Source organism: Runella sp. (genome assembly GCF_027484545.1).
In the GTDB taxonomy this organism is placed as follows: Bacteria; Bacteroidota; Bacteroidia; order Cytophagales; family Spirosomataceae; genus Runella.
The window spans coordinates 1-15,516 of record NZ_JAIXST010000225.1; the positions used below are offsets into that span (position 1 = coordinate 1).

Consider the following 15,516-nt stretch of genomic DNA (forward strand, 5'->3'; position numbering starts at 1 on the left):
GTCGGAGGCCAGCCAAACGGCCACTTTAGCTACATCTTCGGGTTGGCCAATGCGGCGATAGGGAATTAGGTTCATCAACTCTTTCATGTTCTGCTCCGACGACCAAACACTTTTATTAATAGGCGTTTGAATCGCGCCCGGGCTGATGGCGTTGACCCGAATTTTGAGCGGGCCCAATTCCTGCGCAATGGATTTCATAAACATCAAAACGCCTCCTTTGGAAGCCGCGTAGTTGATATGGCCCGCCCACGGAATCATGTCGTGTACCGAACTCATGCAAATAATTTTGCCAATGGCACGATCAACCGTCTCTCCTTCGGCTTGTGCTACAAAATGTTTGGCAGCCTCTCGGGCACTCAAAAACTGTCCCGTCAGATTGATATTGATGACATTTTCCCATTGTTCCAGGGTCATTTTCAGGAAAGAAGAATCATTTTGAACACCGCTGTTAGCCACCAAAATATCCACCCGTCCAAAAGTAGCCACGGTTTTTTCAAACATTTGAATGACATCGGCTTCCTTTCCGACGTGTGCTTTGACCGCAATGGCTTTTCCGCCAACGGCTTTGATTTGTTTGACTACTTCCAGCGCTTTTTCCCGACTGCTATTATAATTGACGACTACATTGGCTCCTTCCTGCCCGAACGCCACAGCGATGGCACGCCCAATGCCCGAACTGGAACCCGTCACAATGGCGGTTTGATTGATTAGTTTCATGCGAATAATTGTGTAGAAATTGAGTTGTTTATCAATTTTAAGCAATTTTGGGAAAAAGTCATACTGCCAACCCAACTGAATGAAAAGAATCTATATTTATTACGGCATAGGATTAGGAATACTGTTGGTCGTACTTCGACTTATTGAATATCAATTCTTGGTTCGTGCCTACGTGTTTGAAATTTATGGAGGGCTTATCGCCCTAATTTTCATGGGTTTAGGCATTTGGGCGGGACTCAAACTAACAAAAAGGAAATCAGCCCCAGTCGTTATTCAAACACCCCTTCAATTTGACGAAAACAAAATCAAAGAGTGGGGCATCAGCAAACGGGAACATGAAGTACTTGAGTTGATTTCCCAAGGATTAAGCAATCAGGAAATTGCAGATAAATTGTTCGTTTCTCTGAACACGGTCAAAACTCATTCTGCGCGTTTGTTTGAGAAATTGGAAGTCAACAGCCGCACCAAAGCCGTCCACAAGGCTAAGGAATTGGGACTGATACGGGTAAACTAAAGAATGATTTAGGCCTCAAAATTGAAAATCACCCGAAAGTATGACAGAGGTAGCCGTGCCTGTGTCCTACTTTTGTGAACGTCGACGAGGTTTGAACGGGGGCACGGTACCGCAGCGGCGGGCCGTGCCGTTGCGGCCCAGCCCTCGCCGACGTTTTTGATCAAATTTTTCGATTGTTCACTAAAAATAAATTTTAAAAATGAGACAGACAATTATCCGCTACGGGCTTATTTCGGGAGTTATTTCTTCTATCTTAATGCTGATTGTTTCCTCGATTATGAAAGTAATCGGCTTCCAAAAATTTGCTGAATACGGCGTTTGGGTTGGATTTACCTGCATTATTCTTTCGCTCGTACTGGTCTTTTTCGGAATTAAAACGTACCGCGATGAGCAGGGCGGCGGTCAAATCACGTTCGGGAGAGCGTTTCAAATCGGCATTTTAGTCACTGTCATTTCCTGCATTTGTTATTCGCTTACGTGGGTCGTTTGTTACTTCAACTTTTTCCCAAATTTTATGGACGATTTTGGAGCCTATCAACTCCAAAAACTAAAAGAAAGCGGTGAAAGTGCCGCCGAAATAGCGAAGCAAACCGCCGAAATGAATCGTACCAAAGAACTTTATCAAAACCCTTTCTACAATTTTGCCGTGACGTTCATGGAGCCTTTTCCCGTCGGCTTATTGATGACCACAGTATCGGCGTTGGTTTTAAAGAAGAGATGAGTTAGGATTCTTAATACTCTATCCGTGTTCCGTTACTACATTTTCCGTTCATCCGACCACTAAACTTTCAACACATTTTCTGTTCCGATTTCCTTAATAGAGCGACAGCCGGCAAGTGCCATGGTCAGGTCAAAATCAGCCAAATAATTGGCTAAAACCTGTTGAACACCTTCGCTTCCGCCCAAAGCAAGGCCATAGACGTAAGGACGCCCCAAACAGACTGCCGTAGCGCCCAAGGCCAGTGCTTTAAAAATATCGGCACCACCGCGTACCCCACTATCCAACAGCAATGGAATACGCCCCTGAATTGCATTCGCGATCAGGGGCAACATATCCATCGTTCCCACGGCCCCATCGACCTGACGTCCACCATGATTGGAAATCACCAAACCGTTGATGCCATGGTCCAATGCTTTAAGTGCATCGTCGGGGTGCAGTATTCCTTTTAACAAAATCGGAAGTTTGGTAATTTGTCGCAGATACGCCAAATTTTCCCACGTCAAAGAAGGTCGTGTATAAATATCAATGAATTTTTTGACGGCTTTACGAGGATACCCTGACTTGGCATTTTCCCAAAAACTGCCCGGATAACGGCTGATTCCTTTCAATAACGTACGAATTGCATCATACGTGACTTTCGGTTTGGGAGCAGGGGTTTCATCGGGTTCATCCAATAAACGCCTGAAAACAGGATCTGAAGTATATTGAGCAATGCCCATACCGCGCAAAAACGGCAAATAGGCCAACTCTAAATCTTTGGTGCGCCACCCCAAAAGCGTCGTATCCAACGTAACCACAATGGCCTGACAACCAGATTTTTCGGCCCGCTGTACAAAACTGGCCACTAATTCGTCCGACTTGCTCCAATACAATTGAAGCCAATGCGGCTGATTGCCCATGGCTTCGGCACACACTTCCATCGGAACAGAAGCCTGATTTGAAAAAATATAGGGAATTCCCATCGCTGAAGCGGCTTTCGCTACCGCCAAATCTGCTTCCGGATGCACCATTTCCAACACACCAATGGGCGCTAACAACAGCGGATAAGGGAGTTTTTGACCAAACAATTCAATGCTTGTATCTCGAACGGAAACATCACGTAACATGCGCGGTAAAATCCGCCAACGCTCAAATGCCCTTCTGTTTTGAGCCATCGTATCACCGTGACCTGCCCCACCGATAATGTAAGCGGCTGCTTCGGGCGATGTCGCTTTCATTGCCTTTGCTTCCAATAAATGATAATCAACCGGAATGGGTGAAACGATTCCTGAAGCTCCTTCCAGGTATATTTTCTTTTGGCGTTCAAAAGCATTCATACAATCAACGAATTTCAGTTTAGGATGGAATATAATAAAAAAGGTAACCGATATGGACCGGTTACCTCACAACAGCAAACTTATTTTTAATACGGAATCCCTATTTTTTTATAAATAAAGTGCATTAGCCAGGCAGGCCCAATCATCAGAAATTGTAAATCTTTAAAAAACGACGGTTTTTTGCCTTCCACTTTGTGTCCCCAAAATTGTCCTATCCAAGCAACCACAAAAATACCCACCGAAACCTGCCATAAGGTTAGCCCTTGGTTTTCAATTTGTTGGGCCAAATAGAGACATAAGCCCGCAAAAAACAAAAGCCCAACGGCCAAGGTAACCGACAATCGAATGTAATAAAGTGAAACCAGTGCCAATATCACCATCGCCAGATTCAGTTGGAGATTTTCGGCAATAAAAACGGGAAATTTTACACTGTACAATAATCCCACTACACTAAAAAAAATGGAAGGGACACAAATCCAGTGTACCAGTTTGTTGGTGGGATTTTGATGGCTTTCGCCATATTCGTTTAGCCAGGCATCTATTGCTCTCATAATTTTAAAAGGGTTGGTTTAGTTACCCAAAATTATAAATAATTCCTGATAAAATTAGACGATAATCATTCAATAAATCAACTGCAATCTATCGGCCAGTCTAAGGCCGTTATTTGTGTCCTCACAAACAATCCTAAGCCCTGCTCTATCGGGCAGTCCAACCGCCGTCTACCGTAAGTATGGAACCAACCATGTACGTAGCGGCATCGCTTGCCAGAAAAATGGCGGCTCCCTGAATTTCCCGCAACTGTCCCCAACGACCTACGGCCGTAGCACCCACAACAAATTTTATAGCCTCTTCGGTATGGGCAATGGGGATGTTCATTTCGGTCAGGAATGGTCCTGGACAAATGGCATTGACATTGATATTGAAGGGAGCCATTTCCAACGCAAGCGCTCGGGTCATCTGAACCACTGCGCCTTTACTCGCCGTATAAGGCGTGCGATTGGCCAAACCGACTAAACCGAGCGTACTCGCCATGTTGATAATGCTGCCTCGGTTATTTTGTTTCATGTAGGGAATGACTGCCCGAGAACAAAGCCAAGTGCCGTTCACATTCACATCCATTACTTTTTTGAAATCGTCGGGCGTAAGTTCATCAATCGCCCCTCGGATGTTGATACCAGCGCTGTTGATAAGAATATCTATTCGGCCAAAAACGCTCATGGCTTCTTTGGCCATGGCTTCGGTTTGGGCCAAATCCGTAATATCAGCACTGAAAGAAATGATTTTGGTGCCATATTCTTCACTCAATTCCCGGGCGGCACTTGCTCCTTCTTCGGCATTTCTATTCACCAACATGACATTGGCTCCCGCCGACGCCAGCCCGGCTGCCATGGCCAGTCCTAATCCTTTGGAGCCTCCTGTAATGATGGCGGCTTTTCCGCTTAAATCAAATTGTTTGATGCCAGGAAGTGTTTCTTTGCTCATATTTTAACTAATTGTGAATTGTGATTTAGTGAATGGTGAATAATGTGGCCAAGGCACCACTGCGACGCCTGTGCGGTGATTATTTTCTTGCCTTTGTTTATGAGGACACAAATATCACTAATGCTGTTTCCAGTAATCAAACGATTGAACGATGTTATCCTCCTCTGCCGCCAACTTTTCATCCAGACTTAACTGTGCGACTCTCGGCAGGGCTGATTTGGGTTTATTTTTTCTAACCATTTGTAACATACGGGCCAATTCACTTCCTGAAACTCCGCTGAACGTAGCCCAATAATCGTTATTCAAGCAGGGGATTTCCAAAGGGTCGCGGGTAATCATTTCCAGATTGAATGTGACGTTAGGATTGTGCTGTTTACAAATTGAAATCAGTTTGGGCAAATCCAAAATTCCCTTTCCCATCGGCACTTCCGACAATAGAAAACCCGACGCATATTCTTCGACGGCCATGTCTTTGATGTGCGTACTCATCAAATAGGGAGCCAAGGTTTGCGCTGTAGTTATCGGGTCTTCCAACAAGGCAATGTTATTACCAAAATCTAACGTGGCTCCTACCCACTCGCTGCTGAGTTGCTTTAAAGTAGCGGCCAACTCACTCGCCAGCCAATCTTTGTGATTTTCTATTCCTAATTTGACTTGGTATTTACGAACGATAGGCTCGGCCAATTGAATGGCCAACGTCGCATTTTTCTTAAATTCCTGAAAAGCTTCGGGACTATGCAATGTTTCGTAGCGGCGTCCGCCCAAGCTCACGGTTCTTAAAATATGAGCCCCAGCTTCTTTGGCGTTTTTTACTTCTGTTTCGAAGGTTGCCACGTCGGCGGCTGTTTTGGGCAAACCGATAGATCCTTCGAGATACATTCCCAGTTTTTCTCTTCGTTCACGCACTTTTTTAGCAAAATCGCTCGACCAGTCTTTTACCACCACTTGAATTCCTCCGGCTCCGATTTGATGACAATGTTCCATCAAGTCAATGGCGTTTTGAAATCCCGGGTATTTTTTACTTTCCACTTTCGGATTCCCACGAAAGGCATAGGAATGTACCACCACGCCCATGCGGGTTTCCGCTAAAAATGGCGGGAATTTGGGCAGAGAAAGTGCCGTAAAACCCAACGTAGCGTTTTGTAAAAATTTGCGTCTTTTCATTTTCCGGTACTTGGTTTAGTATCAATCAGGTACTGATTCAATTCTTTGGCCGTCCAGGGCACTACTCGTCCCTGCGAAGTATGCCTCGTTTTACTCACAATTCCTTTGCTTACCGGCCCGGCATTATTGCCCCATTCGTTACGGATATAGGTCAAAACCGCCATAATAGCCCCATCATCCATGACAGAGTGTGACGGCATCGCGGGCAGTATGTCGGGGACGTCATAGAGTTTTCCGGCTACGTCCAACGGCCCTTCCATTCCGTGTAACACAATGAGTGACAGGCGTTTTTCATCTCCCAACACCCAAGCCGACTCAATCAAGGGCGGCCCAAAGCGGTTTAAACCGGCTCCGTCGCTGCCGTGGCAACCAGCACAGGTAGTAAGATAATGCTGCCTGCCCAACGTAAACAGTTGTTGCTGCTCCTCGTTCAAAGGATTTTTTTGTGAAACATTCGCCTGTGCGATATGTCCGGGCCACTCAAACAAGGATTCGAGGGTTTGAAGACGATTTTTTTGAGCGGGTTCAAAATCAGCACGAGCAAAAAGTACCGGCGCGGTAGCCAGCTGAATCGGTTTCAATTTTCGATTTTTGCCCTGAATCGACATGGCCGTCAACATGGTTTTTGGTTGCCACCCAAACGAAGCTTTATCCACGTCTAATTTCTCCAAAAGTGCCAACATCTCTTTCGCTTCTCTTTTACGAACAATGGAGGTCGTAAGCATTTCCAGAAAAATCTCTCTTTCGGGCTGAGCAGTTTGCCAATGGGGAGATTTTAATAAACGTTCTAAAAAGGCAAATTCCTGATTAGGAAGGCTGCTCATGACCGCATCCCGCATCAAAGGATAGGTACCATATCGTTCAATAATACCCATCAATAACGGCTGAGCCATCTGCGGTTCAAGTACTCGTGCCGAAAGTGCAATTTGAAGGGTTTGTTCAATGGGTGTTTGTTCCCATCCTTTTAGTAAAACATCTCCCAATTTCTCACGAATCGTTTTCTCCTTTTGGGCAATCGGCTCCAACAATCGCAACGCCGTACTGCCCACGAGTGCATTTCTATCAAACAGAAGTTTAAAAAGAAGGTCGGCATTTGTCCATTTCAAGCCCTGCAGCGTCCACAAAGCATGAAGTCTTCCTAAATTATTTTGACCGTTCAGGGCTACTTCTTCCAAAGAAGCAATCGCCTTTTTGTCATTTCGCTCCACCAACAGCCGTTGCGCCATATCACGTTGCCAACCGTCGGAATGCGACAAATTGACTACCAATTCTTCCGAAGTAGCCTTCGAAAGTTTTTTCGGTTTTGAAGGTTTCCAATCGATCGGAACCACTCGCCAAATACGACCTCGGTGAATGGGCTGAGTGAGTTTACGACTGATGGTTTGTTCTCTCAGATAGGGTGTTACGTATGCCCCGTGCTGAATCAGCCCACGGTACATATCGGCTATGTACAGCCCCCCATCAGGTCCGGCTGTTAAATGTACCGGCCGAAAACGCTCATCTGTGGAAGCCAAAAACTCTTTACCGGGATGCGGGTCGTAAGCAGAGACCAGAAAACCTTTTTTCTCCACCACATTGCGCTTGACGAGATTTCCGGAAGGCTCACACACAAAGACATTTCCCTGATACGCTTTCGAAAAAACCGTTCCCCTATACACCAGCGGTGAGCAGGCGGCAGTAAATTCCAACAAACGCCCTGTCGAGTCCAATGTACCGGGAATATAGCCTCGATTAACTGCCGGATTGGGGCGAATCGGGTACACTCGGCGGTCAATCGTGAGCCCGTGGTCGATACCGGAAGTGGGCGTATGATTTTTATTTTTAGAAAGATAATTAGGCGGAATCAAATCGGCGTGCAATTGTGACCAGTTATAATTGTAATGCAGGCGGCCTTCATCATCGTGGCTCATGCCCCATTGCCCGCGAAATTCGGTACTGTCGCGCAGCCATTTTCCCTCTTCCAACCGATACCGCAAACGGGATTTAGCATTGTAATACCAATTGTCCATGCCGCGCCAAAGGCCATTGTCCGTATGTTCAGGAAGCCCATTCCGAGAATAAGTAGAGTCAATCAGAATTTTAGAATCGGCTTTCAGATTACCATCCGCATCTTTTGCAAACCAAAGGGCCCCATTTTCCGCAATCAAAACTCCCCCGGGAACCAATGCCATGGCACGGGGCATGACCAATTTATCCAGAAAAACGGTGCTGATGTCCATTTTTCCGTCCCCGTTTTTGTCTTCCAACACCGATAACCGCCCTACCCGTTCGGTTTCGCCATCGCCATCAATGGTGGGCATAAATCCACGCATTTCCACGACCCAAAGGCGGCCATCTTCGTCAAAATTAATAATAACGGGGTCCTGAACCATCGGTTCCGAGGCAACCAATTGAACTTTCATCCCTGGCTCCACCTGAAAAGTAGCCAATTCCTGAGCAGGGGTACGGGCAGGCGAAGGGCCATCGTTTGGCTTTGCTCCCGAAAGAATCATGAAACCTAACAGGCTTACGAAACCTGCACCTACTAACCAATTGGAATAGACTTTGCATGTCTCATTTAATTGAATTTTTCGATAAGAATGAGCCATTGAAATGAAGTAGTTTGGACAGCTTGCACACCATTTCCTGTACAAGGATGAGTTGGTTTATTTTTACTTAATTCCAACCGCAATATCAAACAAAAAGAGCCGACTCTTTCGAATCGGCTCTTTTAAAGGTCCTAAAAAGCTATGATTACCAGCGCTTTTTGTAATCGTTGTCACGGCCACCGCCGCCACCGCCACCGTAACCGCCACGGCTTCCGCCGCCGCCGCCACCGCCACGGTTTCCGTCACGGCCGCCGCCTCCACCACCACCAAAACCGCCGCCACCACCGGTGCGTGGACGATCTTCGCGAGGACGAGCTTCGTTTACTACGAGCACTTTACCCATGAAATCAAAATCATTCAATTGTGAAATAGCCTGTTTGGCTTCGTCGTCATTAGGCATTTCGACAAACGCGAAACCCCGGCTCTTACCCGTAAACTTGTCCATGATGATGCGGGCAGAAGCTACCTCGCCAAATTCCTCGAATAACTCGCGTAATTCGTCGTCGTTCGCCTTGAACGGGACGTTTGCTACATAAATGTTCATTGTGCTTTGATCAGTAAAACGTTTGGTGTGCTACAGACGGCCTTCGATCTAAACTCCGTCCGACAGATGACAAATACGCAGCAATGCGGTCGAGAGAAACAGAGAAACTACCAATAGCGTGGCAAATATAAAAACTAATTTTCTGATTGTTAACAAACTATTCAAGGATTTTTTACAGAAATTTAAGCTATTCGCGCAACCCTAAGCCGTTTTTTTGCGTACATAGGTTACAGGATTAGAGGGAAGTTAATTCTCTCAAAATCTTTTAAGGCATAACCTGCCTTACTATTTGAGGAACGCACACGCGGAAGTCGAGGATGGCAATTGCTGTCCCCGACTTTTTTTATTGATTTACTACTTTTATTCCCGCTTTTTTGTACCTATTTATAACTTCTTCCGCCTGTTCATTTGTTATCAATATATCAATGATAGTGAGAGGAGCAAAAGCCAGGTATTTGTCTGTTCCCAACTTAGTAGAATCACATAAAAGGTACGTTTTTTCAGCATTTCCAGACATTGCTTTTGTCATTTCCGCTTCTCTTTCACTCACGGCACTTAGTCCATTTTCGGGTGAAATCCCGCCTACTCCTACAAATGCCTTATCGACTCGATACCGCTGAATGTGTTCAATCGCCATCGTTCCGTGTACAGCCTGCCGTTCGTTGTCTACTTCTCCACCCACCAAATTAATGGATACTTCCGTATTCATCAATTCATAAACAACGGGTAAAGAATTGGTGATTACTTTAATTCTTTTGTTTTTGATCAATGGACACAGTCGAAAAACCGTACTGCCGCAGTCCATAAAAATTACGTCGCCCTCCCGAATTTCGGCCGCAGCCAAACGACAGATATAGTCTTTTTTATCCGCATTTACCCCCGATTTTTGTGCAAAACTGACGGGTTGATTGGCCAAACTCAATTTCATTGCACCACCGTGCGTCCGATAAATCAATCCATCCGAGGCCATTAAGGTCAAGTCCCGTCTGACAGTAATCTCCGATGTATCAAGCAATTGCGCTAATTCCTTGACATCAACCTCTTCTTTTTCCTCAACTATTTTTAAAATGATTTGCTTTCTGCTTTGATAACCCATCTCAATTTGTTTATTTTGCTCAAAAATAAACAAATTCAATCAAAAACAATCATTTAAGAGCTATGAATAATCCGAATGTTAAAATCATTGAAGAAAAATTGCTTTCTGATAATTGGTACACACTCAAAAAAATCACCTTCGACTACCGAAATCCTTCTGGGAATTGGGCACAACAATCGCGTGAATCGTACGACCGAGGCAACGGAGCCACTATTCTACTTTACAACCGAGAAAACCAAACGGTAGTTTTAACCCAACAATTCAGAATGCCGACGTATGTCAACGGCAACAGCACGGGTATGTTGATTGAAACCTGCGCGGGCTTACTCGATAAAGATAACGCCGAAGATTGCATTCGAAGAGAAACCGAAGAAGAAACAGGTTACCGAATTACTGATGTCAAAAAAGTTTTTGAATCCTACATGTCGCCCGGTTCCGTGACTGAAATTCTGTATTTTTTCGTTGCCGAATATCATAAAGACATGAAAGTCAACGACGGAGGGGGTGCCGAACACGAGCAGGAAAACATTGAAGTGCTGGAAATGTCTTTTGAGGAAGCCCTGAAAATGATAGGAACGGGTGAAATCAAAGACGGAAAAACGATTATGCTGCTGCAATACGCTCAATTGAAAAACCTACTTACAAAGGCTTCAATTGTCTGAAAAAACGCGAATTCCAAACATAGGAACCCTCTCTTTCATCAAACCAGTCCAGCGCCTTATTTGCGGAATGTATTCAGCAGTCTTAATTCCGTGCTCGGTTTTCGCCATTTCAATGTGCGGGCTTAAATGGTAATCAGCATCTTTCATTTTTCTGACTTTTTTAGTGGTTTTACCAAACTCTCCATCTAAAATTGGAATAAATTGGTCGTTCAAATCAATATAGCCCACGGTTTCAAAACCTATCCAAACTCCTTCTAGATCAAATGGGATTGCATATTGACTCACATCATGTTCGAGAAATTCTTGCTTTGGCTTTACGTCCACTGTCACATTTTGTCGAAGCAAGTCTTGATATGGAAATTTTCGGCCATTAGGCGCAGGTGACATGATTCTTATACGAAGTCGAAAACTTTTGGCAATACCCGAATTCCATTTTGTAAATCGAAATTGAAGTTGCTGGATAACAGTCAATCGGTGTAGCTCGTTAGCAATAAAAGCCATCACACAAAAATTGGAATTAGGCACATAAGAATAAAAACCTAAACGAAATTTCTTATTAAACCATCCCAATGAGATCACTTCATTGATCGAAGGCTTTATCGTCACCACCGGTAACGCAAATGGCTCGTTCACAAGTAAAATTTCATTGTTTTGTTCAAGTTCCAGATGGCTTAAAAGTAATTTTTTATACCCTAATGCAGAGACCCAAATACTGTCTCCGAGAGATTGATCCGGATAGCAAAATCTTCCTTTATCGTTCGCAAAACCGCTCACTCCCTTTTTGATGGACTGCACAGCAGTATAGGCAACGGGTTGACGAGTATCTTTATCTAAAAAAAGAACACATTTCTCTTGGCCTAAAGCAGTTAACCGAATAGTAAACAATAACCCAAAAGAAAAATAAAATTGAAAAAGACGCATAGATTTACTGTCTGTGATACAATGACAATCCCGCAATGGGAGTTTCCATAATATACCCTACAACAATGCCTTTTTCGGCAGCGGCACGGCGCAAAATATCGCTGTAATAAAAAGCTACGGAACCGACAAAATGCGTTTTATATTTTTGATAATCAGGAAGTTTACAAACGTATTTAGCTAAAAAATCACCAAAGGCATCGTAGACCAATGTGTAAGCAAAAGGATGGCTGCGATTGTCGAACAGAAACTTAGAAAAGCCGGCAAAATAGCGATTGGGAAACGGTTGTTTATAGGCATTTTCCAATACGATGTCGCGATTCAGGCCGTAGCGTTTGGCGAATTTTACCGCTAAATCTTCGGGCATTTCTTTTTGTAAAAAGGCCACGGCAAGCGTTTTTCCCAAATAACCGCCACTTCCTTCATCACCAAGCCAAAAACCGAGTGAAGGGATTTTATCGGCAATGTCGCGACCGTCATAGAGGCAATTGTTGGAACCCGTTCCCAAAATACAGGCAATGCCTGCTTCGTGTCCGCACAAGCCCCGCGCAGCTCCTAACATATCGCTGTCCACTTCGATGGTTTGGGCAGAAGGAAAAACCGCCTGCAATCCCCGCCGCACAATCGCACAGGGTTCTTCTCCGGCGCAGCCTGTTCCATAAAAATGAATTTCAGACACTTCTTCTTTGACAAAAGGAAGCAAATTTTGGGTTAATTCGGCGGCAATGGAATCGGAAGTTTGGTAATAGGGACTCAATCCAATGGTTTTCGCCTGTTGAATTCCCCCCTGAGAATCTATAATACGCCAATCGGTTTTGGTAGCGCCGCTATCTGCTATTAGAATCATATTTTTTTGTCATTCAGAAGGAATCTATTTCAATTCCATTCGACCCGGTTAAATTAAAAAAAGAAAAAAGAAGTAATATTCTTGAAGTGATAAAACTGCAACAATACACTGCTTCCCATGAACTAATGACTCATTGACGAAATCACGAGTGTTCTCTCTAGGGCGCAAATTGTTAAGAATATAGCGAGAAAAAAATTTTTAGAACCATTTAAAGTAGATGTAAAGACAATTCTTATCAATCTCATATTTATTGAATTCTTGCGTCATATAGTCACAAGGTTACTGTAAAAGCCCTCTCAGGTAGGTAATTTGGTTAGTATACGATAATACATTTTCACAAAATTTTCTTTAGTTTTTGTAGTTTTGTCAAATCACCCGCAAAAAGACCAAACCATGAGAAAATTTAAGTCCTGCTTACTTTTTACCCTTACACTTTTTACCCTTTTTACCCACGCACAAGTCAAACCTCTCAGTTCCAGCGAAATTCTTCTTAACCTAAAAAAGTTGAATGTAGTAGGCAGTGCCATGCATATTGCAGCTCACCCCGACGATGAAAATACCCTGATGCTGACGTATTTATCGAAAGAAAGGCTCGTCAAAACCCAGTACCTTGCTCTTACCCGCGGCGATGGAGGGCAAAACCTCATCGGTCCGGAACAGGGTGAATACATCGGGGTTATCAGAACTCAGGAGCTTTTGGCCGCTCGTCGTATTGACGGTGCCGAACAACTTTTTTCGAGAGCCTACGATTTTGGTTTTTCTAAAACCCGCGAAGAAACGCTCAAATTTTGGGGCGAAAACAATATTCTATCCGATGTAGTATATCATATTCGTAAAAACCGACCTGATGTGCTCATTACGCGCTTTCCACCTGATGCGCGTGCGGGCCACGGCCACCATAATTCGTCAGCATTTTTGGCGGAATTAGCTTTTAAAATGGCGGGAGATGCTACTAAATTTCCCGAACAACTCAAAGAAGTACAGATTTGGCAACCAAAACGCATTGTTTGGAACTCTTTTTCGCCCGGATTTACCAATCAAAAACCAACCGACAAAGGAAGTTTTATCACTGTCGATATAGGCGGTTATAATTCTTACATTGGAAAATCGTACGCTGAAATCGCCGCTGAAAGCCGCAGTTCGCACAAAAGCCAGGGATTTGGTTCGGGTGCTAACCGCAATGCGCGCATTGATTTTATGATGCACAAAGACGGTGACCCTGCCGAAAAAGACCTGTTTGACGGCATTGATATGACGTGGAGCCGCGTTAAAGGCAGCGAACAGGTAGCTCAATTAGTTGACCAAGCGATTCGCAACTACAACGTTAATTATCCTGCCTCGTCGGTGCCTGTGTTGGTAAAAATTTATCAGGAACTCGGAAAACTGGATGCCCAAAATAAGTACGTCCAACAAAAGAAAGCCGAAGTAGAGGTATTGCTGCAAAACTGTTTGGGACTATGGTTTGAAACCAATCCCGTTGATTATGCTGTGGCACAGGGCGACCGCGCTACGGTACGCGTCAACTTGGTTAAACGCGCCAATTACCCCATGAAACTTACCCGTATGCAATTTTGGGGCGCTGAAAAAGACACGACGTTAACACTTGACCTCAAGAACAACGAACTTTCCAATTTTACATTCAGTACCGTTGTTCCTAAAACAACTAAGATAAGTCAGCCGTATTGGTTGGAAAAACCCATTAAAAACGGGGCCTTCCAAATTGATGACCAATCCAAACTCAGTACTCCCGAAAACATTCCCTCGCTTCAAACGTCATTTACGTTTTTAATTGATGACCAATCGTTTACGTTTACCAAACCGTGGGTATACAAATCGACCGACCCTGTGGATGGCGAAGTATATCGTCCTTACGAAGTGCGCCCGGAAGTAACTGCGAATGTGAACGAAAAAGTGTACGTTTTTGCCGACAATCAACCCAAAATGGTGGATATTTTAGTAAAAGCCCATCGGGCAAACGTGAAAGGAACCGTGGCATTTGAAGTTCCCGCAGGATGGCGGGTAGAACCGGCCGAAATTCCGTTTGAATTGCTCGAAAAATACCAGGAAACAACCGTGAGTGTGAAGGTGTTTCCATCGGCTCAACAAAGCGAAGCGAAGCTAAAAGTGATTACCAAAACCGAAAACGGTGAAAATTCCTACAGCATTCGTTCGGTTGAATACAAGCACATTCCAACGCAGACCATTTTCCCGACAGCTACCACGGCTTTGGTGAAACTGGACATCAAAAACAAAGCAAAAACCATTGGATACATTGCCGGTGCCGGCGATGAAGTTCCCGCAGCATTGCAGCAAATGGGATGCAACGTAACCCTACTCGACGAAGGAGCGCTGAGCAAAAATCTTTCTGTGTATGATGCGATTGTGGTGGGAGTTCGGGCGTATAATACCGAAGACCGCATCAAATATTTTCAGGATAAACTGATGGAGTACGTCAAAAACGGCGGAACAATGGTGGTGCAGTACGTGACTGCCGGAGGTTTTGGAAGCACGCTCAAAGTAAAAGAAATGGGCCCGTACCCCTTTAAAGTAGGCCGAGACCGTGTAACGGAAGAGGACGCCGAAATGCGAATTTTACAACCCAATCATCCTATTTTGAACACTCCTAATAAAATCACTTCGGACGATTTCAAGGGTTGGATTCAAGAAAGAGGTATTTATTTTGCCGTGGAATGGGATAAAAATTATACGGCTATTTTCTCAGCCAACGACGTCGACGAAGCCGCTAAAGAGGGAAGCCTTATTTATGCTCCCTACGGCAAAGGACATTTTGTATATACAGGCTTAGTATTTTTCCGTGAACTTCCAGGAGGGGTTCCGGGAGCGTACCGTTTGTTTGCGAACTTGATTTCGTTAGGCAAGAAATAATAAATCAGGAGCGGCCCACCGCTGTGATCAGGAGACAGAAGTGAGGAGTCAGAAAATGATT

General features: G+C 44.5%; 14 protein-coding genes. 4 read left to right on the forward strand and 10 right to left on the reverse strand.

All coding sequences use genetic code 11. The features are described from left to right. The coding region (locus Q0081_RS20500; protein ID WP_298357809.1) for an SDR family oxidoreductase at window positions 1-717 on the reverse strand (717 nt) is incomplete at its 3' end. A gap of 79 nt (window positions 718-796) precedes the next feature. Between Q0081_RS20500 and Q0081_RS20505 the strand changes: the two genes are divergently transcribed. Then, a complete protein-coding gene (locus tag Q0081_RS20505) occupies window positions 797-1,231 on the forward strand; it encodes a response regulator transcription factor (protein ID WP_298357812.1) in 435 nt (144 codons plus the stop codon). A gap of 199 nt (window positions 1,232-1,430) precedes the next feature. Beyond that, window positions 1,431-1,952 carry a DUF4199 domain-containing protein gene (locus Q0081_RS20510; RefSeq protein WP_298357814.1) on the forward strand — a complete coding sequence of 174 codons (522 nt, stop codon included), beginning with the start codon at window positions 1,431-1,433 and terminating at the stop codon, window positions 1,950-1,952. A gap of 59 nt (window positions 1,953-2,011) precedes the next feature. Here the strand turns inward: Q0081_RS20510 and Q0081_RS20515 are convergent, their stop codons facing one another. From Q0081_RS20515 to Q0081_RS20545, 7 genes are all read right to left on the reverse strand, one after another. Next, complete coding sequence (locus Q0081_RS20515; protein ID WP_298357817.1) at window positions 2,012-3,268, reverse strand: lactate 2-monooxygenase; 1,257 nt, start codon at window positions 3,266-3,268, stop codon at window positions 2,012-2,014. 86 nt (window positions 3,269-3,354) lie between these two features. After that, window positions 3,355-3,819: a DUF962 domain-containing protein gene (locus tag Q0081_RS20520; RefSeq protein ID WP_298357820.1), complete on the reverse strand. Its 465-nt coding sequence runs from the start codon at window positions 3,817-3,819 to the stop codon at window positions 3,355-3,357. Window positions 3,820-3,964: 145 nt separating this feature from the next. Next, the gene (locus Q0081_RS20525; protein WP_298357823.1) at window positions 3,965-4,750 is read right to left on the reverse strand and encodes an SDR family NAD(P)-dependent oxidoreductase; all 786 of its coding nucleotides are present in this window, start codon (window positions 4,748-4,750) and stop codon (window positions 3,965-3,967) included. A 117-nt stretch (window positions 4,751-4,867) separates the two neighbouring features. Next, entirely contained in the window at window positions 4,868-5,914 is a 1,047-nt protein-coding gene (locus Q0081_RS20530; protein ID WP_298357826.1) for a sugar phosphate isomerase/epimerase, read from the reverse strand. Further along, window positions 5,911-8,502 carry a c-type cytochrome gene (locus tag Q0081_RS20535; protein ID WP_298357829.1) on the reverse strand — a complete coding sequence of 864 codons (2,592 nt, stop codon included), beginning with the start codon at window positions 8,500-8,502 and terminating at the stop codon, window positions 5,911-5,913. Before Q0081_RS20535 ends, Q0081_RS20530 begins: the two co-directional genes overlap by 4 nt. 145 nt (window positions 8,503-8,647) lie before the next feature. Beyond that, window positions 8,648-9,046, reverse strand: coding sequence for an RNA-binding protein (locus Q0081_RS20540; protein ID WP_298357832.1), 399 nt, complete (start codon window positions 9,044-9,046; stop codon window positions 8,648-8,650). Window positions 9,047-9,389: 343 nt separating this feature from the next. Continuing rightward, window positions 9,390-10,142, reverse strand: a complete 753-nt coding sequence (locus Q0081_RS20545) for a DeoR/GlpR family DNA-binding transcription regulator (RefSeq protein ID WP_298357892.1) — start codon at window positions 10,140-10,142, stop codon at window positions 9,390-9,392. Between the two features lie 62 nt (window positions 10,143-10,204). Between Q0081_RS20545 and nudK the strand changes: the two genes are divergently transcribed. Continuing rightward, a complete protein-coding gene (gene nudK / locus Q0081_RS20550; protein WP_298357835.1) occupies window positions 10,205-10,804 on the forward strand; it encodes a GDP-mannose pyrophosphatase NudK in 600 nt (199 codons plus the stop codon). Here the strand turns inward: nudK and Q0081_RS20555 are convergent. Continuing rightward, window positions 10,793-11,725 (reverse strand): hypothetical protein, encoded by a 933-nt coding sequence (locus Q0081_RS20555; protein ID WP_298357838.1) that lies wholly within the window; start codon window positions 11,723-11,725, stop codon window positions 10,793-10,795. The two genes, nudK and Q0081_RS20555, sit on opposite strands and share 12 nt — an antisense overlap. Before the next feature lie 4 nt (window positions 11,726-11,729). Beyond that, on the reverse strand, window positions 11,730-12,569 hold the full coding sequence (locus tag Q0081_RS20560; protein WP_298357841.1) for an N-acetylglucosamine kinase: 840 nt from the start codon (window positions 12,567-12,569) through the stop codon (window positions 11,730-11,732). Between the two features lie 393 nt (window positions 12,570-12,962). On the opposite strand from Q0081_RS20560, the gene Q0081_RS20565 reads away from it, so the two are divergent. Then, window positions 12,963-15,455, forward strand: coding sequence for a PIG-L family deacetylase (locus Q0081_RS20565; protein WP_298357844.1), 2,493 nt, complete (start codon window positions 12,963-12,965; stop codon window positions 15,453-15,455). Window positions 15,456-15,516 lie beyond the last annotated feature (61 nt).